Consider the following 22,426-nt stretch of genomic DNA (forward strand, 5'->3'; position numbering starts at 1 on the left):
AGCTGGGGCCTATGCGAATCGCGCTGGCGCAGATCCTCAGTGGCACCGATCCGGCGGCGAATCTGCAGCTGGTCCGCGAGTACACGGCCCGCGCCGCGGACGCGGGGGCGACGCTGGTGGTGTTCCCGGAGGCGACCATGTGCCGCTTCGGCGTCCCGCTGGCACCGATCGCCGAGCCCGTCGACGGGCCGTGGGGCGACGGCGTCCGGCGCATCGCCAGCGACTCCGGCCTGACCGTGATTGCCGGCATGTTCACCCCGTCCGGGGACGGGCGGGTGAGGAACACGCTGATCGCCGCCGGGCCGGGCTCACCGAATCAGCCCGACGCCCACTACGACAAGATCCACCTCTACGACGCGTTCGGCTTTACCGAGTCACGGACGGTGGCCGCCGGGCGCGAGCCGGTAGTGATCACGGTCGACGGTGTGACTGTCGGGCTGACGGTTTGCTACGACATCCGCTTCCCCGCCCTCTACACCGAGCTGGCCCGCCGCGGCGCCCAGCTCGTCACGGCCTGCGCGTCATGGGGTTCGGGCCCCGGCAAACTCGAGCAGTGGACGCTGCTGGCTCGGGCGCGGGCACTGGACTCGATGAGCTACATCGCCGCGGTGGGGCAGGCCGATCCCGGTGAGGCGCTGGGTGGCTCGGGCGCGCCGACCGGCGTGGGCGGGAGCTTGGTGGCGTCGCCGTTCGGCGAAGTGGTGGCGTCGGCCGGCGCCCATCCCGACTTGGTGGTCACCGACATCGACGTCGACCGGGTGGCCGACGCTCGGGAGAGCATCGCGGTGCTACGCAACCGCTCTGACTTTGCTCGTGCCGATAGGGCAGAATCGATTGGGTGACGAACCCACCAGGACCACCACCCGAGGGCCCGTCGACGTGGGGCCGTCCCGGCAGCCAGGGCCCGTTCGGCCAGCAACCGACTGAGCGCCCCACCGAGCACATCCACACCGGCCCCCCGGGGCAACCTGCGCCCAGCGTGCCGTTGTCGCAGGAGCGGACCGAGCAGTTCGGCGTGGGTCATGCCAACGCGCCGCAGCCCGGTCCCCCACCGCCGCCGGTTCCCCCGGGGCCGACGGAACGGCTGGCCACACCCGACCACGAACCCCCACCGGCGAAGCAGCGTAAAAAGCGCTCCCTGCGCGACCCGCTGTCCATCGTGCTCATCGCCATCATCGTGGTGTCGCTGGTGCTGGCGGGGCTGATCGGCGGCGAGCTGTACGCCCGTCACGACGCGCAAAGCAAGGTCGCCCAGGCGGTGGCGTGCGAGGTCAACGATCAGGCCACGGCCTCGTTCGGAGTGACGCCGTTGCTGCTGTGGCAGCTCGCCACCAACCGGTTCACCAACATCTCGGTGTCGACGGCGGGCAACCAGATCCGCGATGCCAAGGGCATGAAAATCGCCATCAACATCAAAGATGTCGACCTCGACAAGCAGACCTCCACATCGAAGGGCACCATCGGATCGCTCGTCGCCACCATCGACTGGACGAGTGACGGCATCAAACAGTCTGTGCAGAACCAGATTCCGCTCCTCGGTCCCGCCGTCATCAGCACCGTGATCACTCACCCTGCCGACGGCACCATCGAGCTCAAGGGACCGCTGGACAACATCACGGTCAAGCCGGTGGTATCCGGCACCGGGTTGCAGCTGCAGATCCAGAGTTTCAACCCGCTCGGCATCACCGTGCCGAAGGAAACCATCCAGCCGTACCTGGATGCGTTGACCTCAAGCCTGACCAAGAACTTCCCGCTGGGTATCCACGCGGACAGCGTTCAGGTGACGTCGACCGGTGTGACCAGCCAGTTCTCCACTCAGAACGCGACCATCCCGGCCGGCAACAACAACGACCCCTGCTTCGCCAACATCTGACGGCTGCGCCTAGCCGAGGCCGTCGAGCACGGACCGGGTCCCGGACAGGCCGAGCCGGGTGGCGCCGGCATCCAGCATCGCGATGGCGTCGGCGGCCGTCCGGATGCCGCCGCTGGCCTTGACGCCAAGCCGCCCGCCGACGGTCGCTGCCATCACCTCGACCGCGCGCACCGACGCGCCGCCCGCCGGGTGGAATCCGGTTGACGTCTTGACGAAGTCTGCACCCGCCGCCGCGGCGGCGTGACATACCTCCGTGAGCGGGCGCTCGCCCGAAAGATTAAGCAGCACAGCCGATTCCACGATCACCTTGAGCACCGCCGCCGGTACCGCGGCGCGCACCGCCTCGATGTCGAGGCGCACCGCGTCGAGGTCTCCGGCCAGCGCGGCGCCGACGTCGATGACCATGTCGATCTCGACGGCACCGCATGCCACCGCCAGCGCCGCCTCGTGAGCCTTGACCGCCGGGACATGCTTGCCCGACGGAAAACCGGCCACCGCGGCAACCCGCACCCCGCCGTCGGCGGTGGCGACGGCGGTTGGCACCATCGACGGCGAAACGCACACCGCGTAGACGCCGAGCTCGACGGCGTCGACGACCAGCGCGACCACATCGGCCTCGGTGGCCTCGGGTTTGAGCAACGTGTGGTCAACCAGTGCGGCGACATGTCCTCGGCTGGGGTGGCCTGCCACTAGAACGGCTCCTCCTGACCGCCCGGATTACATCCGGACGCAACCATTTCGGCGTCATCGACGACCGGCCGCCACGGCTCGAGGTTCCAGCTGGGCTTGCCGGGTTGCACGATTTCAGCGAACTGCCAATGGCAAACGAATTGCGCGCGCATGCCGGGGGTGTCGGCGTGCGACGACTTGGTGAGCACCTCGGCCCATGCCTCGTCCGCGGCGGCGTCCGAACCGGGTTGCCTGGAGGCCAACCGGCCAGATGGTGTCGGGAAAACCCGCAGGCTGGTCAGCCGCTGCCACTGCGTCCACTGGGTGTGATCGATGTAGGGCGGCGAGTACCCGGGAGTGGGCGGCCCCGTCGCCGGGATCGGCCGAGGCCGCAGCCGGAAATACGCCCAGCAGTACGGCCGTCACCGCCGCCGGGACGGCTAGCAGGGCCTTCATCCCGTCAGCGCGACTTACCCTGAACTTCGAGGAGCTTGGGACGCACGTCAACCAGATACACGCCGGCCGCGCAGGCCGCGATCGCCATGCCGAGCACGCCGAAGATGAAACTCAGGATGGACGTCAGGGCGACCGCTAGGCCCAGGATTACCAGCCAGACCGGCTTGGTCAGCTTGTCGGCTGCGGTGTAGGCGTCGGTTCGCTGCATCGCGGCGTGTATGAACGCATACACCGCCATCACCAGAACGGCGATCTGCAAGACCAACATGACGGTTCCGACGGCGTGGTTCACGCCTTAAGGGTATGCGGGCACCGCCAAAAACGTCGACTCCGAGTTGCCCCGAAGGGCAACTCGGAGTTCGAACTACTTCTGGGTGACCTTTTTGGCCGCCGACTTCTTGGCCGGAGCCTTCTTAGCCGGAGCCTTCTTTGCCGGAGCCTTCTTGGCCGGGGCCTTCTTGGCGGCCGCCTTGACCGACTCCGCCTTCTTGGGCAGCTCGATGCCGACCAGCTTGGCCGCACGCTCACCGACCGCGCGGGTCTGCGTCGCCACAGTGCCCAGCGCCTCTTGGGTCAGCTCGACGGCCTGGTCTACGTAGCCCTCGGCGCGTGCCGTGGTCTCCTCGAACGGCCGCTGACTGCGAAGCCGCTGCAGCGCGGTTTCGCCACGCTCGACCAGCTCGTTGTACCGGTTGGTCGCGGCGTCCAGGTAACCCTCGGCAGCCTTGCGCAGCTCCTCGGGGGTGAACCGCTCGCGCAGCTCGGTGACCTGCTCCGGCAGCTCGTCCTGCAGCTTGGCCAGGCGAGCACGGCTCTCCTCGACGCGGCTACGGGTTTCGGAGCGGGTGTCTTCGGCGCGCTCCCGCAGGCCGGTGAGCAGCTCGTTGACGGTGGCCAGTGCCAGGTCGGCGGCGCCCAGGGCAGCCAGCAACGGAGCCCGCAATTCTTCGATGTTCGAGTTTTCAGCCATGGTTTCTTCCTTTCATGGTGTTTTTTCAGTGATCTGTTTGCGTCGTTCTAAGAAGGTGGAGGGCAAGCGTCGGCTCCTCTGCGAGGAGGGTCAAGACCCGCGAATTGACGTGGCACGCGACTTGCCGGAAAACCTCCTGATCGGTCGGGTCGGGTTGAGGATCGAATGCGTATCGGGTGTCTGCCTTGCCTGCACCCGACGCTCAGGCTGGCGGGCATCGAGAGCGTTGTCGGTATTTCGCCGGCTATTGCCCGAAGGATTAGCTGACTTGACTGTGGGTAACCCGAAGGCCGCTGGTCTATGCCTGACCGTCGTCATCGGTCGGACACTCCTCGTGGATCGATTCACCTTGTTGGGTGAAAGAGGCGTAGATGTCGAGCAGCACTTGCTTCTGCCGCTCGGTGATCGCCGTATCGGTGACGATGGCGTCACGCACCTGGCTTTTATCGCTCGGTTCGAGCATGCCGGCCTGCACGTAGAGCACCTCGGCGGAAACCCGCAGGGCCTTGGCGATCTGGTTGAGCACATCGGCGGACGGCTTGCGCAGCCCGCGCTCCACCTGACTCAGGTACGGGTTGCTGACGCCCGCCCGTTCGGCGAGCTGCCGCACTGAGACCTGGGCATTTTCCCGCTGGGTCCTGATGAAGGTGCCGATGTCGGAAGCCATGTCGGACGCGGCCGTGGACACCTTGGCGGAGAGCTTCTCCTCCGGTGGCATGCCGCGCTCCTCTGGTCCGATGGCCGATGGCCGATGGGCATCAGCCTACGGAACGGTGCTTGCTTTTGCAAGCACTTGTTAGCACTACTAGAAAGCGGCGCTAGAAGAACAGCTGCGCGACGGCGTAGATCGCCAGCCCCGCCAGGGCGCCCACCACGGTGCCGTTGATCCGAATAAACTGCAGGTCGCGGCCAACGTGCAGTTCGATGCGCCGACTGGCCTCCTCGGCATCCCAACGCTCGATCGTGTCGGTGATGATCGCGGTGATCTCAATGCCGTACTGCGTCACCAGATGCTGGGCAGCACGCACGATCCAATTGTCGACCTTGTCGCGTAGGTCGGCGTCGTCGCGCAGCCGTTCCCCGATGCGCATCACGCTGTCGGCGACGCGGGTGCGCAACGCGGAAGACGGGTCATCCACGCCCTCGAGCACCAACCGCTTGAGCGTCTTCCATGCCGTCGCCGCAGCGTTGGCGATCTCGTCGCGAGCCATCAATTGCTCTTTGACGGCATCCGCCCGCGCGATGGTGTCGGGGTCGTGCTGCAGGTCATCGGCGAACTCGAAGAGGAAGCGGGTCGCCGAACGCCGCAACTCGTGATCGGGATTACGGCGCACCTTGTCGGTGAAGTCCATCAACTCGCGATGGATGCGATCGCCGACGAGATGGTCGATGAAGCGCGGCGACCAGGTCGGCGAATCACGTTCGACCACCCGCTGGATGATCTCGCCCGCGTTCAGCGACCACTGAAACGCCCGGTCGGCCAACAACTGGATCAGCGCTTCCTGCCGGTTCTCGGCCAACAGCGTCGCCAGTACCCGACCCACCGGCGGGCCCCACTGCGGTTCGGCGATCCGGCGCACGATCATCCGGTCGATCACCTGCTGAACGTCCTCGTCGCGCAATAGCTCGACCAGCACACGCAGCACCGTGGCCGTCTCGCTGGCCACCCGTTCGGCGTGCGCCCTCTCGGACAGCCACTTACCGAGCCGGCCGGGGACCTGCGCGTCACGAATTTTGGCCTCCACCACCGGTGGAGACAGGAAGTTCTCCCGCACGAACGTCCCCAGACCCTCGCCGAGCTGGTCCTTCTTGCGCTTGATAATCGCGGTGTGCGGGATGGGTATGCCGAGCGGATGCTTGAACAGCGCGGTCACCGCGAACCAGTCGGCCAGCGCGCCCACCATGCCGGCCTCCGCGGCCGCGCCCACGTAGCCGACCCAGGTACCCGTCGCGCCGTGGGCCTGTGCCCATCGGCAGGCGAGGAACACGACCGTGGCGCCGATCAAGAAACTCAGCGCCACCAGCTTCATCCGGCGCAGGGCCACCCGGCGCTCGGCGTCGGCCTCCGGATCGGCACCTGCGAACGATTCCGCTAGGGACGTGCGAGCCCGTTCCGGCACGGGAGGTTCCGATGCCGCGGATGCTTGGGGGGCGCGATGTGCCACCACACCATCATGTATTGCCGGGACGAGTAAGTGTTACCGCAGCTGTTCGCGATACCCGCGTCCCGTCCGCCTGCCAGGTCCGCGAGCCGTACTATCGAGTGCGTCTAGGAATGGAATCGTCGACTGTGGCAGAGCGAATCCCGGCAATAACCGCGAAGACGGATGGCCGTAAGCGGCGCTGGCACCAACATAAGGTGGAGCGGCGCAACGAGCTCGTCGACGGCACCATCGAAGCGATTCGCCGCCTAGGCCGCTACCTGAGCATGGACGAGATCGCCGCGGAGATCGGCGTCTCGAAGACGGTGCTCTATCGCTACTTCGTCGACAAGAACGACCTGACGACCGCGGTGATGATGCGATTCACCCAGACCACGCTGATCCCCAACATGGCCGCCGCACTGACCTCGGATCTGGACGGTCTCGACCTGACCCGCGAGGTCATTCGGGTGTACGTCGAAACGGTGGCGAACGAACCCGAGCCCTACCGCTTCGTGATGGCCAACAGTTCGGCCAGTAAGAGCAAGGTGATCGCCGACTCCGAGCGCATCATCGCCCGCATGATCGCGGTGCTGATGCGCCGTCGCATGCGCGAGGGCGGGGTGGAAACCGGCGGGGCGGAGCCCTGGTCGTACCTGATCGTCGGCGGCGTGCAGCTGGCCACCCACTCGTGGATGTCGGATCCCCGGATGACCCGCGACGAGCTGATCGACTACCTGACCATGCTCAGCTGGAACGCGCTGTGCGGCATCGTGCAGGTCGGCGGCTCGCTGGAGAAGTTCCGCGCCGAGCCGCATCCAACGCCGATCGCGCCACCTCGGGAGCGCTGAACCCTCCTCCGGCTACCCGTACGACATCGCTCGTTTTGTCAATGCCACCCCGCCCGTGTGACCCTATGTCCCGGCCGAGTATGCGGCCCTAACCTTCTCCACCCGATACCATGCAGAGATGCATCCGGGGCAGACCGAGTTGTCTCGCCTGCCAGCGTCCCCCGCGCACCGGAATACAGAAAGGCTCCTCCCCTAATGTCCGTGCAGCTCACGCCGCATTTCGGCAACGTGCAAGCGCACTACGATCTCTCTGACGACTTCTTCCGTCTCTTTCTGGACCCCTCGCAGACCTACAGCTGCGCGTACTTCGACCAAGACGACATGACGCTGGAACAGGCGCAGCTCGCCAAGATCGACCTCTCGCTGTCCAAGCTGCGCCTCGAGCCCGGGATGACGCTGCTGGACATCGGTTGCGGCTGGGGCGCCACCCTGCGGCGCGCCATCGAGAAATACGACGTCAACGTCGTGGGCCTGACGTTGTCCGAGAACCAGGCCGCGCACGTCCAGAAGTCGTTCGATCAGCTGGACACCACGCGCACCCGGCGAGTCTTGCTGGAGGGCTGGGAAAATTTCGGCGAGCCCGTCGACCGCATCGTGTCGATCGGGGCATTCGAGCACTTCGGCCGCTCGCGATGGGCCCGGTTCTTCGAGATGGCGCACTCGGTGCTGCCCGCCGACGGCGTGCTGATGCTGCACACCATCGTGCGCCCCCCGTTCAAGGAGGCCAGAGCCAAAGGCCTGCCGCTGACCCACGAAGTCGTTCACTTCACCCAGTTCATCCTGGCCGAGATCTTCCCCGGCGGCTGGCTGCCCACCCCCGCGTTGGTGGAAGAGCACGCTTCCGACGCCGGCTTCACGCTCACCCGGACCCAGTCCTTGCAGCTGCACTACGCGCGAACCCTGGAGATCTGGGCCGCCGCGCTGGAAGCCAACAAGGACAAGGCCATCGAGATCCAGTCGCAAACGGTCTACGACCGTTACATGAAGTACCTGACGGGCTGCGCGAAGCTGTTCCACCAGGGCTACACGGACGTCGACCAATTCACGTTGGAAAAGTAGTCCTGGCGACAACGGCAGCCCTACTTCACCAGGGTGAACTGCCCCACGTTGCTGATGCCCTTGCGGAAGAAGTTCTCGCACCCGGTCAGGTAGTGCATGTACTTGTCGTACACGGCCTCTGACTGGATCTCGATGGCCTTGTCCTTGTTGGCTTCCAGATTGGCCGCCCAGATATTCAGCGTTCGCTCGTAGTGCTCCTGCAGCAGCTGCACCCGTTCGACCGAGAACCCCGCGTCGCCCGCGAACTTGAAAATGTCTTCCTGAGCCGGCAACTGTCCGCCCGGGAAAATCTCGGTGCCGATAAAACGCGCAAATCGGATGTCGCGCATGGTTATTGACACACCGCGTTCGAACTGTTGCTTCTGGGTGTACGTCAAAATTGTGTGCAACAACATACGGCCGTCATCGGGAAGAGCATTGAAGGACCGGTCGAAGAACGCGGCATACCGTTCCATCTTGAACGCTTCGAAGGCGCCGATGGTGACAATCCGGTCGACCTTGTCCTCAAACTCCTCCCAGCCCTGCAGCCGCACCTCGACGGTGCGGTCGGTGGGGATCTTGGCGAGCTTGGCCTTGCTGTACTCGAACTGGTTGCGACTCAACGTGATACCGATCACGTTGACGTCGTACTTCTCGATCGCGCGCACCAGCGCACCGCCCCAGCCGCAGCCGATGTCCAGCAACGTCATGCCCGGCTCGAGGTTCAGCTTTCCCAGGGCGAGGTCGAATTTCGCGTTCGATGCCTCTTCGAGCGTCATGTCGTCGCGCTCGAAGTACGCGCACGTGTAAGCCATGGTGGGGTCTAGAAATAGCGCGAAGAACTCGTCGGAGACGTCGTAAATGGACTGAGACTCTTCGTAATAAGGCCGCAACTGGCTCATGCTTCGTGGATACCTCTCGTAAGTTGCCCGACGCGAATGGTACCCGACGCGAGGCCGCCCTACGGCACGCATCAGTACGTGTAGAAGCCTTGTCCCGATTTCTTACCCAGGCGGCCCGCCTCGACCATTCGCAGCAGCAACGGCGGCGGAGCGAAATGGGGTTCCTTGAATTCGTCGAACATCTTGTCCGCGATCAGCTTCAGGGTGTCCAGGCCGACCAGGTCGGACAGCCGCAGCGGGCCCATCGGGTGCGACAGCCCGGCAACAACGGCTTTGTCGACATCTTCGACGGTGGCAAAGCCGGCCTCGACCATGCGGACCGCGGACAGCAGATAGGGCACCAGGAGCGCGTTCACGACGAAGCCCGACCGGTCGGAGCAGCGCACCACCTGCTTGCCCAGAACCGCGCCGGCGAACTCCTCGGTGCGCGCGGCCGCGGCTTCGTCGGTGACCAGCGTGCTGACCAGCTCGACCAGGGGCAGCACCGGCACGGGATTGAAGAAGTGCAGGCCCAGTACCCGTTGCGGGTTCTTGGTCGCGGCAGCGATCTTCATGATCGGGATGCTCGAGGTGTTGGACGCCAGGACCGCGTCGGAATCGGTGATGACCCGGTCCAACTCGGCGAAGATCTTCGCCTTGACGGCCTCGTCTTCGACGATGGCCTCGATGACCAGCTGCCGGTCGGCGAAGTCAGCCAGGTCGGTGGTGAAGGTGAGGTTGCTCAGCGCGCGGTCGCGCTCGCGCTCGGTCACCTTGCCCGCGCTGACGCCACGCTCCAGCGACTTCACAATGCGGTTGCGTCCCGCCGTGACCAACGCCTCGGTGGCCTCGTACACGGCCACGCCGACACCCGCACGTAGGGAGACTTCGGCGATACCGGATCCCATCTGCCCGGCCCCGACAACCCCCACCCGCTGGATCGCTGCGTCACTCAATGCTTGTTTCTCCTGAATCATCCTGTGGTGCAACGCACCTTACACGCGCGAGAAGACGCAGAATCGCTTCATCTGGGCTGTAGAAGTGCGATTCTGCGTCTGCCCGGCGTGCGAGTCAGTTCAGACTCAGTGGAACTGACCTTCTTCGGTGGAACCGGTCAGGGCCGTGGTCGACGACGTCGGGTCGACGGTGGTGGCGATCCGGTCGAAGTAACCGGCGCCGACCTCGCGCTGGTGCTTGGTCGCGGTGTAGCCGCGCTCCTCGGCGTCGAACTCGCGCTCCTGCAGCTCGACGTAGGCGCTCATCTGGTTGCGGGCGTAGCCGTAGGCCAGATCGAACATCGAGTAGTTCAGGGCGTGGAAGCCGGCCAGCGTGATGAACTGGAACTTGAAGCCCATCGCACCGAGCTCCTTCTGGAACTTCGCGATAGTCGCGTCGTCGAGGTGCTTGCGCCAGTTGAACGACGGCGAGCAGTTGTAGGCCAGCATCTGGTCGGGGAACTCGCTCTTGACTCCCTCGGCGAACTTCGCCGCCAGCTCGAGGTCCGGGGTGCCGGTCTCCATCCAGATCAGGTCGGAGTAGGGCGCGTAGGCCTTGGCCCGGGCGATGCACGGCTCCAGGCCGTTCTTGACCCGGTAGAAGCCTTCCTTGGTCCGCTCACCGGTGATGAACGGCTGATCCCGCTCGTCGACGTCGGAGGTGATCAGCGTCGCCGCCTCGGCATCGGTACGGGCGATCACGACGGTCGGCACGTCCGACACGTCCGCCGCCAGGCGGGCCGAGGTCAGGGTGCGGATGTGCTGCTGGGTCGGGATCAGCACCTTGCCACCGAGGTGGCCGCACTTCTTCTCCGAGGCCAGCTGGTCCTCCCAGTGCGAACCGGCGACACCGGCGGCGATCATCGCCTTCTGCAGCTCGTAGACGTTGAGCGCGCCACCGAAGCCGGCCTCACCGTCGGCGACGATCGGGGCGAGCCAGTTTTCCACGGACCGGTCACCCTCGACCTTGGCAATCTGGTCGGCGCGCAGCAGCGCGTTGTTGATCCGGCGGACGACCTGCGGGACCGAGTTGGCCGGGTACAGGCTCTGGTCGGGGTAGGTGTGGCCCGAGAGGTTCGCGTCACCGGCGACCTGCCACCCCGAGAGGTAGATGGCCTTCAGGCCGGCCCGCACCTGCTGGACCGCCATGTTGCCGGTCAGCGCGCCCAGCGCGTTGACGAACTCCAGGTCGTGCAGCTGGTTCCACAACACCTCCGCGCCACGGCGGGCCAGGGTGTTCTCCTCCACCACGCTGCCCTGCAGGGCGACGACGTCTTCGGCCTTAAAGGTGCGGCTGACGTCCTTCCACCGCGGGTTGGTGTCCCAGTCGTGCTGGATCTGTTCGGCGCTCTTCGGGGTGCCAACGACAGACATTGGGCTTACTCCTTAACTCAGTTGAACGGGCAACGCCTCACCGCTGTCAAAGCGGTAGCCGGAGGCTTAACTTCACTGGCGTGTTAACACGACCATGGCACAGCCGGTTGACGCTGGTCCACCCATTTCAATTGCCAATTTCGGCAACGACGCAAGGCAGTTTTGCAAAGATTGCGAAGGCAGCTAAGAACTTAACCGTTTCAGAAGCTACCCGTCAGTAACCCCAAATTCGCAGGTCACGCGGGGATTTAATAGGACGGTTGTCCGGTTAGATCGCGAAGATCGATGCGACGGCTTTCGTCTCGTCGCCGACCGCATATGTGAGCGTTGTAACAGGCCGATCTGCGAGCGCGGAGCCGAATTTATCCGTGGAGCCGGCCGGGTGAACATGGGAGAGGATTTCCAGCTTGTCGCCTAATGCCACTGGAGCCTCGTGCTCGATGGTGATGCGTAGCGGCCAGGTGGCCAGCTCGAGGTGCGACGCGAGGTAGTCCTCGACCACGCTCCAATACACCGAGTTGTTCATGTGGTCGAACAAGTCGATGTCGGTGACCCGGACCGGGAACTCGTGGATCTCCGTGGCGTCGTCGCGGCTGCCCGGCTTCAGGTAACCCTTCCAGCGCAGCCGGTCAATCGAGGTCGTCTTGTGCAGACCTTCGAGGAAGTCGTCGGAGATGCGCGACGGCATCTGGGTCTCCCGGTTGATGTTGATCCAGAACGCCTCGGACTCGATCAGCCCGCCCTTGCGTCCGTCGACGCGAACCCGCATCTCACACCACCGGTTCGACGTGCCCGAACACCAGCGCCGACAGCGCAGCATGTCCTGGAACTCGATCGGGCGGATCAGGTCGACCATGGTCCGGCGCACGATCCACAGCGGGTGGGTCTCTTCAAAGCCCATCTCGCGGAGCTGGTCCGAACCGATGTCCTGGATGTGCCGGCAGGCCGCGTCCAACCGCAGCCGACCGGTGCGGTCGATGTCCCCGACACGCAGCGGCCATTCGCGATCGAATACATCGGGGTGACCGTCGGGCACCGGCATCATTATTTTGTCCAGGCTCACGGCTTTGCTCCCCGCTGTCCCTTCATCCGTGCCTCAGGTTAACCCCGAGGCACCCGCTGCGAATCATGCCAACACGGTCCGTCGAATAGCAATCGCCTCTCGACGGCGACGGATGCCAAGTCTGCGAACCTCGTCTTCGCACTGGCGAGTACCCTGAGTAAAGTGTCCAAAACTTACGTCGGATCACGCGTTCGACAACTGCGCGGCGAGCGCGGGTTCAGTCAGGCCGCACTGGCCCAGATGCTGGACATCTCGCCAAGCTATCTCAACCAGATCGAGCACGACGTTCGACCGCTGACGGTCGCCGTGCTGCTGCGCATCACCGAGGTGTTCGGGGTGGACGCGACGTTCTTCGCGCCCCAGGACGACACTCGCCTGGTCGCCGAGCTGCGGGAAGTGACGATGGACCGCGACCTGGACATCGACGTCGAACCGCCCGAAGTCGCCGAGATGGTGAGCGCCCACCCCGCCCTGGCACGCGCGGTGGTCAACCTGCACCGGCGCTACCGGATCACCACCGCCCAGCTCGCGGCCGCGACCGAAGAGCGGTTCTTCGACGGCAGCAGCGGGAGTGGCTCGATCACGATGCCGCACGAAGAGGTCCGCGACTACTTCTACGAACGCCAGAACTACCTGCACGAGCTGGACACCGCCGCCGAAGACCTGACGAATCAGATGCGGCTGCACCACGGCGATCTGGCCCGCGAGCTGACGCGGCGGCTCACCGAAGTGCACGGGGTGCACATCACCAGGCGCATCGACCTCGGAGACAGCGTGCTGCACCGCTACGACCCCGGGTCGAACACCCTGGAATTCAGCAACCATCTCTCGGTGGGGCAGCAGGTGTTCAAGATGGCCGCCGAGCTGGCCTACCTGGAGTACGGCGGGCTGATCGACAGCATGGTCGAAGAGGGCAAGTTCACCAGCCCGGAGTCACACACGCTGGCCCGGTTGGGATTGGCCAACTACTTCGCTGCGGCCGCGGTGCTGCCCTACCGCCAGTTCCACGACGTCGCCGAGAACTTCCGCTACGACGTCGAGCGGCTGTCGGCGTTCTATTCGGTCAGTTACGAAACCATCGCACATCGGCTCTCCACGCTGCAGCGGCCGTCGATGCGCGGCGTGCCATTCTCGTTCGTCCGCGTGGACCGGGCAGGGAACATGTCAAAACGTCAGTCCGCCACGGGTTTTCACTTCTCCTCCAGCGGCGGGACCTGCCCGCTGTGGAATGTGTACGAGACGTTCGCCAACCCCGGCAAGATTCTGGTGCAGATCGCGCAGATGCCCGACGGCCGCAATTACATGTGGGTGGCCCGCACGGTGGAGCGACGCCCTGCACGGTATGGTCAGCCCGGCAAAACCTTTGCCATCGGGCTGGGCTGCGAGCTTCGCCATGCGCACCGGCTCGTCTACTCGGAAGGACTCGACTTGTCCGGGGAAATCGCCACACCCATCGGCGCGGGTTGCCGTGTCTGCGAACGTGACAACTGCCCGCAGCGGGCATTCCCCGCCCTGGGCAAAGCCCTCGATCTCGACGAACATCGCAGCACGGTGTCCCCGTATCTGGTGAAGCAGCCATGAGCGACGCACCAGCCGATCACGTCGGCCGGGTCCCGTCCTCGAGCAAGCTGCGCCGCCTGGGACCGATCAACTGGATGCTCGCGAAGGGCGCCGCGCGCACGACGCGGGCGGCGGAGATGCATCTGTTCACCACGCTCGGCCAGCGCCAAGGCTTGTTTTGGGCCTGGTCGATGTATGGCGGCCGCCTGCTGCACGGCAGGCTACCGCGCGTCGACACCGAGTTGGTGATCCTGCGCGTCGCGCATTTGCGCTCGTGCGAATACGAGCTGCAACACCACCGCCAGATGGCCCGCCAACACGGGCTGGACGCCCACATGCAGGCCACGATTTTCGCCTGGCCGAATGCTCCGGAAAGCGAAGGGCCGCAAATCATTCTGAGCGCCCGCCAGCTTGCGTTGCTGAAGGCGACCGATGAGCTGATCAAGAATCGGTCGATCAACGAGGACACCTGGCAGCAACTCGCGAGTCATCTCGACCGGCGGAGGCTAATCGAATTCTGCTTGCTCGCAACGCAATACGATGCTCTGGCCGCGACGATAACCGCGCTGAACATCCCGCTGGACTACCCGGGCAGCCGTCACGCGTAGATGTCGGCAAGCACGGCCAACGTCAACACCACCGGCAGTATCGGCAGGCCGAACGCCAACGCCGCCCAGGGATAGCGTCCGCTCCGGCCTAGCTGCCAGCCCCACACCCCGGCGCAGAGCGCCAGCACGGCCGACACGATCAGGATCACCGGAGCCCATCGGCCCGCCGTCGCGTTGTCACCGGCGATCGAAATGGCAAGCAGCCACAACACGTAACCGACGGTGAGGCCGCCGATCGCACCGACAACGGTGTCGAGGCGAATCATCGGCTAGAAGTTGATCATGTGGCCGGTCAGGCCGTGGAAGCACTCTTGCAGCGCCTCGGACATGGTCGGATGCGTGTGCACATTGCGGGCCAGCTCAGTTGCCGTCAGATCCCACTTCTGCGCCAGGGTCAGCTCGGGTAACAACTCCGACACGTCGTGGCCGACCAGATGCCCGCCCAACAGTTCACCGTATTTCGCGTCGGCGACCAGCTTCACGAAACCGCTCGGGTCGCCCACGCCGTGCGCTTTGGCGTTGGCGGTGAAGGGGAACTTCGCCACCACGACGTCGTACCCTTCGTCGCGGGCCTGCTCTTCGGTGAGCCCGAAGCTGGCGACATTGGGCTGGCAGAAGGTCGCACGCGGCAGCATGCGGTAGTCGCCGAGCGCCAAAGTCTCTGCACCGCCGATGGTTTCGGCCGCCACCACACCCTGCGCCTCGGCGACGTGCGCGAGCTGCAGCTTGCCGGTGACGTCACCGATGGCGTAGATGTGGTCGACGTTGGTCCGCATGTAGTCGGTGATCCCGATGGCCTTGCGGTCGGTCAGCGCGACGCCGGCCGCTTCGAGTCCGTAGCCCTCGACGTTGGGCGCAAAACCGATGGCCTGCAACACCTTTTCGGCTTTGAGCTCTTCGGCGTTTCCGTCCTTGCTGATCGCTACCCGGACCACGGACCCGTCGTCGGTGATGGAGTCGACCTTGGTCCCGGTCAAGATCTTCACGCCTAGCTTCTTGAACTGCTTCTCGATCTCCTTGGAGACCTCGGCGTCCTCGTTGGGCAGCGCCCGCGGCAAGAACTCGACGATGGTCACGTCGACCCCGTAGTTCTTCAGCACGTAGCCGAACTCCATGCCGATGGCACCGGCTCCCGCGATGATGATCGACTCGGGCAGCTCCCGGGACAGGATCTGTTCCTCGTAGGTGACCACGTTCTGCGACAGCGAGGTCCCGGGAACCAGCCGGGTGCTGCTGCCGGTGGCGATGATGACGTTGTCGAACGTGACCGTTTCGCTGCCGCCGTCATTGAGATCGACCGACAACGTGTGCGGGTCGGTGAATCGGCCGTAGCCGTGAATCTCGGTGATCTTGTTCTTCTTCATCAAGAAGTGCACACCGGCGACACGGCCCTCGGCCACCTTGCGGCTGCGGTCGAAGGCAGCACCATAGTCGAATGTCGCCTCGCCGCTGATGCCAAATGTCTTGGCCTCTTTGGTAAAGATGTGCGCGAGTTCGGCGTTGCGCAGCAGCGCCTTGGACGGGATGCAGCCGACGTTGAGACAGACTCCACCCCAGTACTTGGGTTCGACGACTGCGGTGTTCAAGCCGAGCTGTGCGGCGCGAATTGCTGCGACATATCCGCCGGGACCGGCCCCGAGGACGACGACGTCATAGTGGGTCACGGCACCTACCCTAGTGGGTCAATACGGGATGACGCCGATCAGACAATGACCCGTGCGCTCGCAGTAGTAATAGCCGTAGAGCGGCGCCGCCGCGGCCACGGAGGCAAACGGTCCCGACATCACCGCGATGGACAATGCCGAGATCAGCGGCCTGCCTTGCACCATCGCCAGCATCACCCCACCCACGGTGCACGCGACGACGTAGACCAGCACCATGAACACCGCCGCCGTCTTGTCGATGGTGTGGTACCACCAATAGAACAGGCTCAGGCCGACCTCGGCCGCGGCGATCCACACCCCGAGGATCACCAGGGCCAACTTCCACCACTTCAGGTACTGGTATCGACCGGGCACGCTCACCGGATGCACCGATGCCGCGGCCGGATCGGCCTCCGCGTCGGGCGTCTCGGGCTCATCGTCGGTCTGCGCCGCCGGCTCGGCGGGCTGCTTGGCCGACAGCGGGCCGGTGTCGTGGAAGTCGGGAGTAAACGGCACCGACTGCTCACCGGTGTCCCCGAAGTCCGGGACGAACGCCTCGGTGCCCGGATTGGTGGCGTGGTCCCGCTCGACCTCTTTGTCAGCCATTCGAAGCCACCTGGACCGCGACGAGCACCCCGAACCAGCCCGGTGCCAGGGCCAGGATGAACGCGCCGAGCACGGTGACCCACCGACGGCCGGAGAACAGGATCACCAGCAAACCGGTGATGCTGGGCACCCCGACAACCAGCGCGATGACGGTCTCGGGATGGACGCGCGCCTGCACGATCACGGTGAACGCCACGCCCGCCAAGAGCCCGACTGCGTTGCCGATCAGCATGGCGCTGGCCAGCAGCCAGGGACGCGGGAACGGGACCACGCTGACGACCTTACTGCGGTTCCCGGCCACCAGGCGGGCACGTTTCGGGCGTGGCCTGGTCGAGAACCGGGCCGCGCGTCGACGGGCGTTCGCCGTGTTCGTAATCGGCCCCGGTGATCACCGGTACGGCTTCCAGCAGCGCTTTCTCGTCGTCGGTGAAGACCCGGCCACGGCTGAGAAACCGCAGGCCCTCCGGGGTTTCCAGGCTGAACCCGCCGCCACGGCCCGGCACCACGTCGATGACCAGCTGGGTGTGCTTCCAGGCCCGATACTGCGGACCCGAGATCCACACCGGCACCCCCTGCGCGCCCACGTCGAGGACCCCGAGCATGACGTCGCGGTCGCCGACCAAGAAGTCCCCGAGCGGGTAGCACATCGGCGACGACCCGTCGCAGCAGCCGCCGGACTGATGGAACATCACCGGCCCGTGGCGGTCCTGCAGCCGGATCAACAGCTCGGCAGCGGCGGCGGTAATGACCGCCGCAGCCGGCGCGGTCGGGTTGTTCATCAGAACAGCCCGACCGCCTTGTCGGCGTAGGACACCATCAGGTTCTTGGTCTGCTGGTAGTGGTCGAGCGCCATCTTGTGGGTCTCGCGGCCGAAACCGGACTGCTTGTATCCGCCGAACGCCGCGTGCGGCGGATAGACGTGATAGCAGTTCACCCACACCCGGCCGGCCTGGATGTCACGGCCCGCTCGGTACGCGGTGTTGCCGTCGCGGCTCCACACGCCCGCGCCCAAACCGTAGAGGGTGTCGTTGGCGATACGCATCGCGTCGTCGTAGTCGTTGAACGATGTCACCGTGACCACCGGGCCGAAGATCTCTTCCTGGAAGATGCGCATCTTGTTATTGCCGGAGAAGATCGTCGGCTGCACGTAGAAGCCGCCGGACAGGTCGCCACCCAGCTCGGCGCGCTCGCCGCCGGTGATGAGCTTGGCGCCCTCTTCCTTGCCAATCTCGATGTAGGACAACACCTTTTCCAGCTGGTCGTTGGAGGCCTGCGAACCCAGCATCGTCTCGGTATCCAGCGGATCGCCCTGACGGACGGCCTTGGTGCGGATCGCGGCGAGTTCGAGGAACTCGTCGTGGATGTCGGTCTGAATAAGGCTGCGCGACGGGCAGGTACACACCTCGCCCTGGTTGAGGGCGAACATGGTGAAACCTTCCAGCGCCTTGTCCTGGAAGTTGTCGTTGGCGGCCATCACGTCGGAGAAGAAGATGTTCGGGCTCTTGCCGCCGAGCTCCAGGGTGACGGGGATGAGGTTCTGCGAGGCGTACTGCATGATGAGGCGCCCGGTGGTGGTTTCCCCGGTGAACGAGACCTTGGCGATGCGGTCGCTGGATGCCAGCGGCTTACCGGCCTCGACACCGAAACCGCTGACGATGTTGACCACGCCGGGCGGAATCACGTCGCCGATCAACGACATCAGATACAGGATGGACGCCGGCGTCTGCTCGGCGGGCTTGAGCACCACGGTGTTGCCGGCCGCCAGTGCCGGCGCCAGCTTCCATGCGCCCATCAGGATCGGGAAGTTCCACGGAATGATCTGCGCCACCACCCCGAGCGGCTCGTGGAAGTGGTAGGCGACGGTGTCCTCGTCGATCTGCGACAGCGAACCCTCCTGAGCGCGGATGGCCGCGGCGAAATACCGGAAATGGTCGGCCGCCAAAGGGATGTCGGCGGCCAGCGCCTCGCGGATCGGTTTGCCGTTGTCCCACACTTCGGCCAGCGCAAGCGAGTCCTTGTTGGCCTCGATCCGGTCGGCGATCTTGTTCAGGATCGCGGCGCGCTCGGCCGGGGCGGTCTTACCCCACGCGGGGGCCGCCGCGTGCGCGGCGTCGAGTGCCTTGTCGACATCGGCCGCATCGGAGCGGGCCACTTCGCAGAAGGCCTGCCCGGTCACCGGCGTCGGGTTCTCGAAGTACAGCCCCTTGGTCGGGGGGACCCACTGGCCTCCGATGAAGTTGTCGTATCGCGATTGGTACGACATCAATGCCCCCGCAGAACCTGGACGTGCGAAAACAGTCATCTGCTCGCCTCCTCGCTCGGATCGTCAACCACAGTTGTAATACAGCTCACACTACCGCTGGGGCCACAATGGCTTCCATGACAGCGCAGCCTGCCGAGGACCCCAATTTGCCCGACGACCCGTACCTGTGGCTCGAGGACGTCACCGACGCGCCCGCGCTGGATTGGGTCCGTGCGCGCAACAAGCCGACTCAGGCCGAATTCTGCGATGCCCGGTTCGAGCAGTTGCGCACCGAGGCGCTCGAGGTGTTGGACACCGATGCCCGGATCCCCTACGTGCGCCGCCGCGGCGAGTACCTCTACAACTTCTGGCGCGACGCCGCCAACCCACGCGGGCTGTGGCGGCGCACCACGCTGGACAGCTATCGCAGCGACTCCCCCGAGTGGGATGTGCTGATCGATGTCGACGAACTCGGGCGGGCGGACGATGAGAAGTGGGTGTGGGCCGGCGCCACCGTGATCGAACCGGAGCTGACGCGCGCACTGGTCAGCCTGTCTCGCGGCGGCTCGGATGCGGTGGTCGTGCGCGAATTCGACATGCTGACACGCGAATTCATTCCCGACGGGTTCGCGCTGCCGGAGGCCAAGTCGCAAATCGGCTGGGCCGATCCGGATACCGTGCTGGTGGGCACCGACTTCGGTCCCGGCACGCTCACCGAGTCCGGCTACCCGCGCATCGCCAAGCGGTGGCGCCGCGGCACCCCGCTGGCCGACGCGGAGACCGTCTTCGAAGGTTCCGGCACCGACGTCAGTATCTCGGCGAATGCCGATCGGACACCAGGTTTCGAGCGGACCTTTGCCAGTCGCGCCATCGACTTCTGGAACGACGAAATTTTCGAAGTCCGCGGCGCGGAGCTCATTCGCATCGAAGTACCCAGCGATGCGAGCGTGTCGATTCACCGCGAGTGGCTGTTGATCGAGCCGCGCACCGATTGGACCTTCAGTGGCGCCACTTATCGCGCCGGGTCACTGCTGGCCGCTGACTACGACGAATTCCTTTCCGGTACAGCACAATTGCAGGTGGTCTTCGAGCCGGATACGCACACCTGCCTGCATCAGAGCGCCTGGACCCGCGACCGGCTACTGCTGGTGACACTGGCCGATGTGGCCAGCCGGGTCGAAGTCGTCACACCCGGAACGTGGCGGCGCGCAGCCGTCTCCGGCATCCCCGCGGCGACCAACACCGTGGTCGTCTCCGCCGACGACACCGGCGACGAGTTTTTCCTGGACTCAAGCGGATTCGACCAACCCTCGCGGCTGCTGCGCGGCACCGAGGCCGAACACTTGGAACAGATCAAGTCCGCACCCGCGTTCTTCGACGCTGAAAACCTGGACGTGCAACAGTATTTCGTGCCGTCAAAGGATGGGACGTCGATCCCGTACTTCGTCGTACGTTTGCGCGACGCCGGCACGCCCGGCCCGACACTGCTGGGCGGCTACGGCGGATTCGAGTCGTCCAAGACGCCGGGGTACAGCGGTGTCCTTGGCCGGTTGTGGCTGGCCCGGGGCGGCACCTACGCGATGGCCAACATTCGGGGCGGCGGCGAGTACGGACCGGGCTGGCACACGCAGGCGATCCGCGAGGGCCGGCACAAGGTCGACGAGGACTTCGCCGCTGTAGCAGACGATTTGGTGAAACGCGGCATCACGACGGTCGATCAACTCGGCGCGCAGGGCGGCAGCAATGGCGGGCTGTTGATGGGCATCATGCTGACCAAGTACCCGGAGAAATTCGGCGCGCTGGTCTGCGACGTCCCGCTGCTGGACATGAAGCGCTACCACTTGTTACTGGCGGGCGCCTCGTGGGTCGCCGAGTACGGCGACCCGGACAATCCGGACGACTGGGCGTTCATCTCCAAATATTCTCCATACCAGAATATTTCGGCTTCCAAACGCTACCCGCCGGTGCTGTTCACCACGTCCACCCGCGACGACCGGGTGCATCCGGGCCATGCCCGCAAGATGGTGGCAGCGCTAGAGAAGGCCGGTCATCGGATTTGGTACTACGAGAACATCGAGGGCGGGCACGCCGGTGCGGCCGACAACGAGCAGGCCGCGTTCAAGGCGGCGCTGAGCTATTCGTTCCTGTGGCGGATGCTGTCCGCCTGACGCAGGGCCGGCCATAGGATGTCTGCGTGCCGATAGAACGCATCGAAACCGCGCTGGTGGTGGCCGGATTGGTTTTCATCATCGCCGGGCACGCGCAGGCGCGCTACCGCTTCGTCAAGGACCGCCGGCGGGGCCGGCACTTCTATTGGGCGACGTCGATCATCGGCATCGTCTGTTTCGCCGTCGGGACGGGCCAACTCTGGCCGAACGCCATCGCCTCGGGGGTGATCTTCACCGCGATCATCGTGGGTTCGGCCTACATGATCACGCCGTATCTGAAGATCGGCGGGCAGATCTATGCGTCGAACCCGGACAACCGGGAGCCTGATCCCGAATGACCCCGCGCGACCAGAGGCCCGAATTCGAAACGCTGCTGTACCGGACGGCCGGCCCGGTCGCGACCATCACGCTGAACCGCCCGGAGCAGCTCAACACCATCGTCCCGCCCATGCCGGACGAGATCGAGGCGGCCATCGGGCTGGCCGAGCGCGACCAGGACGTCAAGGTCATCGTCCTGCGCGGCGCGGGCCGCGCCTTCTCCGGGGGCTACGACTTCGGCGGCGGCTTCCAGCACTGGGGCGAAACCATGATGACCGACGGGCAGTGGGATCCCGGCAAGGATTTCGCGATGGTCAGCGCCCGCGAGACCGGGCCGACGCAGAAGTTCATGGCCATCTGGCGGGCGTCCAAACCGGTGATCGCCCAGGTGCATGGCTGGTGCGTCGGCGGGGCCAGCGACTACGCGCTGTGCGCCGATATCGTCATCGCCAGCGAAGACGCCGTGATAGGCACCCCGTACAGCCGGATGTGGGGGGCCTACCTGACCGGGATGTGGCTGTATCGGCTGAGCCTGGCCAAGGCCAAGTGGCACTCGCTGACCGGGCGACCGCTCTCCGGCGTCCAGGCCGCCGACGTCGAGCTGATCAACGAGGCGGTGCCATTCGAACGGCTCGAGGCGCGGGTCGCCGAGATCGCCGCCGAGCTGGCGCGGATCCCGCTGTCGCAGTTGCGGGCGCAGAAACTGATCGTCAACCAGGCCTACGAGAACATGGGCCTGGCATCGACGCAGACGCTGGGCGGCATTCTCGACGGCCTGATGCGTAACACCCCGGACGCCCTGGGGTTCATCCGGTTCGCCGAGACGCAGGGGGTGCGGGCCGCGGTCGAGCGCCGGGACGGCCCGTTCGGCGATTACAGTCAGGCGCCGCCCGAGCTGCGGCCCGACCCTTCGCACGTCATCGTTCCTGATGGCGAGGATTAGTAAGGTCGACTAAAAATCCGGAACCGT

At 65.3% G+C, this 22,426-nt stretch carries 24 protein-coding genes and 1 pseudogene; 9 read left to right on the plus strand and 16 right to left on the minus strand.

Annotated elements, in window-relative coordinates; translation table 11 throughout:
• The first annotated feature begins 11 nt into the window (after nt 1-11).
• Nucleotides 12-842, plus strand: coding sequence for a carbon-nitrogen hydrolase family protein (locus tag MNAB215_RS05105; RefSeq protein WP_077077735.1), 831 nt, complete (start codon nt 12-14; stop codon nt 840-842).
• Complete coding sequence (locus tag MNAB215_RS05110; protein WP_083746006.1) at nt 839-1,873, plus strand: LmeA family phospholipid-binding protein; 1,035 nt, start codon at nt 839-841, stop codon at nt 1,871-1,873. Before MNAB215_RS05105 ends, MNAB215_RS05110 begins: the two co-directional genes overlap by 4 nt.
• 9 nt (nt 1,874-1,882) lie before the next feature.
• Here the strand turns inward: MNAB215_RS05110 and deoC are convergent, their stop codons facing one another.
• The 6 genes and pseudogenes from deoC to MNAB215_RS05140 all read right to left on the minus strand — a co-directional run bounded on the left by deoC (nt 1,883) and on the right by MNAB215_RS05140 (nt 6,136).
• Nucleotides 1,883-2,563 (minus strand): deoxyribose-phosphate aldolase, encoded by a 681-nt coding sequence (gene deoC / locus MNAB215_RS05115; RefSeq protein ID WP_077077736.1) that lies wholly within the window; start codon nt 2,561-2,563, stop codon nt 1,883-1,885.
• Nucleotides 2,563-2,998 (minus strand): annotated as a pseudogene (locus MNAB215_RS05120) (DUF2599 domain-containing protein). Before MNAB215_RS05120 ends, deoC begins: the two are co-directional and overlap by 1 nt.
• A gap of 4 nt (nt 2,999-3,002) precedes the next feature.
• Entirely contained in the window at nt 3,003-3,290 is a 288-nt protein-coding gene (locus MNAB215_RS05125) for a DUF2516 family protein (RefSeq protein WP_077077738.1), read from the minus strand.
• Nucleotides 3,291-3,362: 72 nt separating this feature from the next.
• A complete protein-coding gene (locus tag MNAB215_RS05130) occupies nt 3,363-3,968 on the minus strand; it encodes a heparin-binding hemagglutinin (RefSeq protein ID WP_077077739.1) in 606 nt (201 codons plus the stop codon).
• A 298-nt stretch (nt 3,969-4,266) separates the two neighbouring features.
• Entirely contained in the window at nt 4,267-4,686 is a 420-nt protein-coding gene (locus MNAB215_RS05135; RefSeq protein WP_077077740.1) for a helix-turn-helix domain-containing protein, read from the minus strand.
• A 100-nt stretch (nt 4,687-4,786) separates the two neighbouring features.
• On the minus strand, nt 4,787-6,136 hold the full coding sequence (locus MNAB215_RS05140) for a DUF445 domain-containing protein (protein ID WP_425436398.1): 1,350 nt from the start codon (nt 6,134-6,136) through the stop codon (nt 4,787-4,789).
• Nucleotides 6,137-6,258: 122 nt separating this feature from the next.
• On the opposite strand from MNAB215_RS05140, the gene MNAB215_RS05145 reads away from it, so the two are divergent.
• Nucleotides 6,259-6,960 carry a TetR/AcrR family transcriptional regulator gene (locus tag MNAB215_RS05145; protein WP_077078433.1) on the plus strand — a complete coding sequence of 234 codons (702 nt, stop codon included), beginning with the start codon at nt 6,259-6,261 and terminating at the stop codon, nt 6,958-6,960.
• A gap of 195 nt (nt 6,961-7,155) precedes the next feature.
• Nucleotides 7,156-8,019: a cyclopropane mycolic acid synthase PcaA gene (gene pcaA / locus MNAB215_RS05150; RefSeq protein ID WP_077077742.1), complete on the plus strand. Its 864-nt coding sequence runs from the start codon at nt 7,156-7,158 to the stop codon at nt 8,017-8,019.
• A gap of 20 nt (nt 8,020-8,039) precedes the next feature.
• On the opposite strand, the gene MNAB215_RS05155 is transcribed toward pcaA, so the two are convergent.
• The 4 genes from MNAB215_RS05155 to MNAB215_RS05170 all read right to left on the minus strand — a co-directional run bounded on the left by MNAB215_RS05155 (nt 8,040) and on the right by MNAB215_RS05170 (nt 12,311).
• Nucleotides 8,040-8,900, minus strand: a complete 861-nt coding sequence (locus tag MNAB215_RS05155; RefSeq protein ID WP_077077743.1) for a cyclopropane mycolic acid synthase family methyltransferase — start codon at nt 8,898-8,900, stop codon at nt 8,040-8,042.
• A 71-nt stretch (nt 8,901-8,971) separates the two neighbouring features.
• On the minus strand, nt 8,972-9,835 hold the full coding sequence (locus MNAB215_RS05160; RefSeq protein ID WP_077078434.1) for a 3-hydroxybutyryl-CoA dehydrogenase: 864 nt from the start codon (nt 9,833-9,835) through the stop codon (nt 8,972-8,974).
• Nucleotides 9,836-9,961: 126 nt separating this feature from the next.
• A complete protein-coding gene (aceA, locus tag MNAB215_RS05165; RefSeq protein WP_077077744.1) occupies nt 9,962-11,248 on the minus strand; it encodes an isocitrate lyase in 1,287 nt (428 codons plus the stop codon).
• A gap of 268 nt (nt 11,249-11,516) precedes the next feature.
• A complete protein-coding gene (locus MNAB215_RS05170) occupies nt 11,517-12,311 on the minus strand; it encodes an acyl-[acyl-carrier-protein] thioesterase (protein ID WP_077077745.1) in 795 nt (264 codons plus the stop codon).
• Nucleotides 12,312-12,473: 162 nt separating this feature from the next.
• Between MNAB215_RS05170 and ramB the strand changes: the two genes are divergently transcribed.
• A complete protein-coding gene (gene ramB, locus MNAB215_RS05175) occupies nt 12,474-13,892 on the plus strand; it encodes an acetate metabolism transcriptional regulator RamB (RefSeq protein ID WP_077077746.1) in 1,419 nt (472 codons plus the stop codon).
• Nucleotides 13,889-14,479 (plus strand): carboxymuconolactone decarboxylase family protein, encoded by a 591-nt coding sequence (locus tag MNAB215_RS05180; RefSeq protein WP_077077747.1) that lies wholly within the window; start codon nt 13,889-13,891, stop codon nt 14,477-14,479. Before ramB ends, MNAB215_RS05180 begins: the two co-directional genes overlap by 4 nt.
• Here MNAB215_RS05180 and MNAB215_RS05185 read toward each other — a convergent pair.
• The 6 genes from MNAB215_RS05185 to exaC are packed head-to-tail and all read right to left on the minus strand — an operon-like array spanning nt 14,470 to nt 19,030.
• The gene (locus MNAB215_RS05185; protein WP_077077748.1) at nt 14,470-14,745 is read right to left on the minus strand and encodes a hypothetical protein; all 276 of its coding nucleotides are present in this window, start codon (nt 14,743-14,745) and stop codon (nt 14,470-14,472) included. The genes MNAB215_RS05180 and MNAB215_RS05185 overlap by 10 nt on opposite strands.
• 3 nt (nt 14,746-14,748) lie before the next feature.
• Entirely contained in the window at nt 14,749-16,143 is a 1,395-nt protein-coding gene (gene lpdA / locus MNAB215_RS05190) for a dihydrolipoyl dehydrogenase (protein WP_077077749.1), read from the minus strand.
• Between the two features lie 18 nt (nt 16,144-16,161).
• The gene (locus MNAB215_RS05195; protein WP_077077750.1) at nt 16,162-16,728 is read right to left on the minus strand and encodes a hypothetical protein; all 567 of its coding nucleotides are present in this window, start codon (nt 16,726-16,728) and stop codon (nt 16,162-16,164) included.
• On the minus strand, nt 16,721-16,999 hold the full coding sequence (locus MNAB215_RS05200; protein WP_174604519.1) for a putative holin: 279 nt from the start codon (nt 16,997-16,999) through the stop codon (nt 16,721-16,723). The genes MNAB215_RS05195 and MNAB215_RS05200 overlap by 8 nt, the downstream gene beginning before the upstream one ends.
• Before the next feature lie 10 nt (nt 17,000-17,009).
• Nucleotides 17,010-17,507 carry a DUF779 domain-containing protein gene (locus MNAB215_RS05205; RefSeq protein ID WP_077077751.1) on the minus strand — a complete coding sequence of 166 codons (498 nt, stop codon included), beginning with the start codon at nt 17,505-17,507 and terminating at the stop codon, nt 17,010-17,012.
• Complete coding sequence (exaC, locus tag MNAB215_RS05210) at nt 17,507-19,030, minus strand: acetaldehyde dehydrogenase ExaC (RefSeq protein ID WP_077077752.1); 1,524 nt, start codon at nt 19,028-19,030, stop codon at nt 17,507-17,509. Before exaC ends, MNAB215_RS05205 begins: the two co-directional genes overlap by 1 nt.
• Before the next feature lie 77 nt (nt 19,031-19,107).
• On the opposite strand from exaC, the gene MNAB215_RS05215 reads away from it, so the two are divergent.
• From MNAB215_RS05215 to MNAB215_RS05225, 3 genes are read left to right on the plus strand one after another with little or no spacing between them, the layout of a single operon-like run.
• The gene (locus tag MNAB215_RS05215; RefSeq protein WP_077078436.1) at nt 19,108-21,138 is read left to right on the plus strand and encodes a prolyl oligopeptidase family serine peptidase; all 2,031 of its coding nucleotides are present in this window, start codon (nt 19,108-19,110) and stop codon (nt 21,136-21,138) included.
• 26 nt (nt 21,139-21,164) lie between these two features.
• Entirely contained in the window at nt 21,165-21,476 is a 312-nt protein-coding gene (locus MNAB215_RS05220; protein ID WP_077077753.1) for a hypothetical protein, read from the plus strand.
• Nucleotides 21,473-22,399 carry a crotonase/enoyl-CoA hydratase family protein gene (locus MNAB215_RS05225; protein ID WP_077077754.1) on the plus strand — a complete coding sequence of 309 codons (927 nt, stop codon included), beginning with the start codon at nt 21,473-21,475 and terminating at the stop codon, nt 22,397-22,399. The genes MNAB215_RS05220 and MNAB215_RS05225 overlap by 4 nt, the downstream gene beginning before the upstream one ends.
• The last annotated feature ends 27 nt before the right edge of the window (nt 22,400-22,426 follow it).

Source organism: Mycobacterium numidiamassiliense (genome assembly GCF_900157365.1).
Lineage (GTDB): Bacteria > Actinomycetota > Actinomycetes > Mycobacteriales > Mycobacteriaceae > Mycobacterium > Mycobacterium numidiamassiliense.

Coding starts and splice junctions, on each gene's coding strand:
- MNAB215_RS05105 (WP_077077735.1), top strand. CDS start 12: ATGCGAATCGCGCTGGCGCAGATCCTCAGTGGCACCGATCCGGCGGCG.
- MNAB215_RS05130 (WP_077077739.1), bottom strand. CDS start 3,968: ATGGCTGAAAACTCGAACATCGAAGAATTGCGGGCTCCGTTGCTGGCT.
- MNAB215_RS05135 (WP_077077740.1), bottom strand. CDS start 4,686: ATGCCACCGGAGGAGAAGCTCTCCGCCAAGGTGTCCACGGCCGCGTCC.
- pcaA (WP_077077742.1), top strand. CDS start 7,156: ATGTCCGTGCAGCTCACGCCGCATTTCGGCAACGTGCAAGCGCACTAC.
- MNAB215_RS05155 (WP_077077743.1), bottom strand. CDS start 8,900: ATGAGCCAGTTGCGGCCTTATTACGAAGAGTCTCAGTCCATTTACGAC.
- aceA (WP_077077744.1), bottom strand. CDS start 11,248: ATGTCTGTCGTTGGCACCCCGAAGAGCGCCGAACAGATCCAGCACGAC.
- MNAB215_RS05180 (WP_077077747.1), top strand. CDS start 13,889: ATGAGCGACGCACCAGCCGATCACGTCGGCCGGGTCCCGTCCTCGAGC.
- MNAB215_RS05185 (WP_077077748.1), bottom strand. CDS start 14,745: ATGATTCGCCTCGACACCGTTGTCGGTGCGATCGGCGGCCTCACCGTC.
- MNAB215_RS05195 (WP_077077750.1), bottom strand. CDS start 16,728: ATGGCTGACAAAGAGGTCGAGCGGGACCACGCCACCAATCCGGGCACC.
- MNAB215_RS05205 (WP_077077751.1), bottom strand. CDS start 17,507: ATGAACAACCCGACCGCGCCGGCTGCGGCGGTCATTACCGCCGCCGCT.
- exaC (WP_077077752.1), bottom strand. CDS start 19,030: ATGACTGTTTTCGCACGTCCAGGTTCTGCGGGGGCATTGATGTCGTAC.
- MNAB215_RS05215 (WP_077078436.1), top strand. CDS start 19,108: ATGACAGCGCAGCCTGCCGAGGACCCCAATTTGCCCGACGACCCGTAC.
- MNAB215_RS05225 (WP_077077754.1), top strand. CDS start 21,473: ATGACCCCGCGCGACCAGAGGCCCGAATTCGAAACGCTGCTGTACCGG.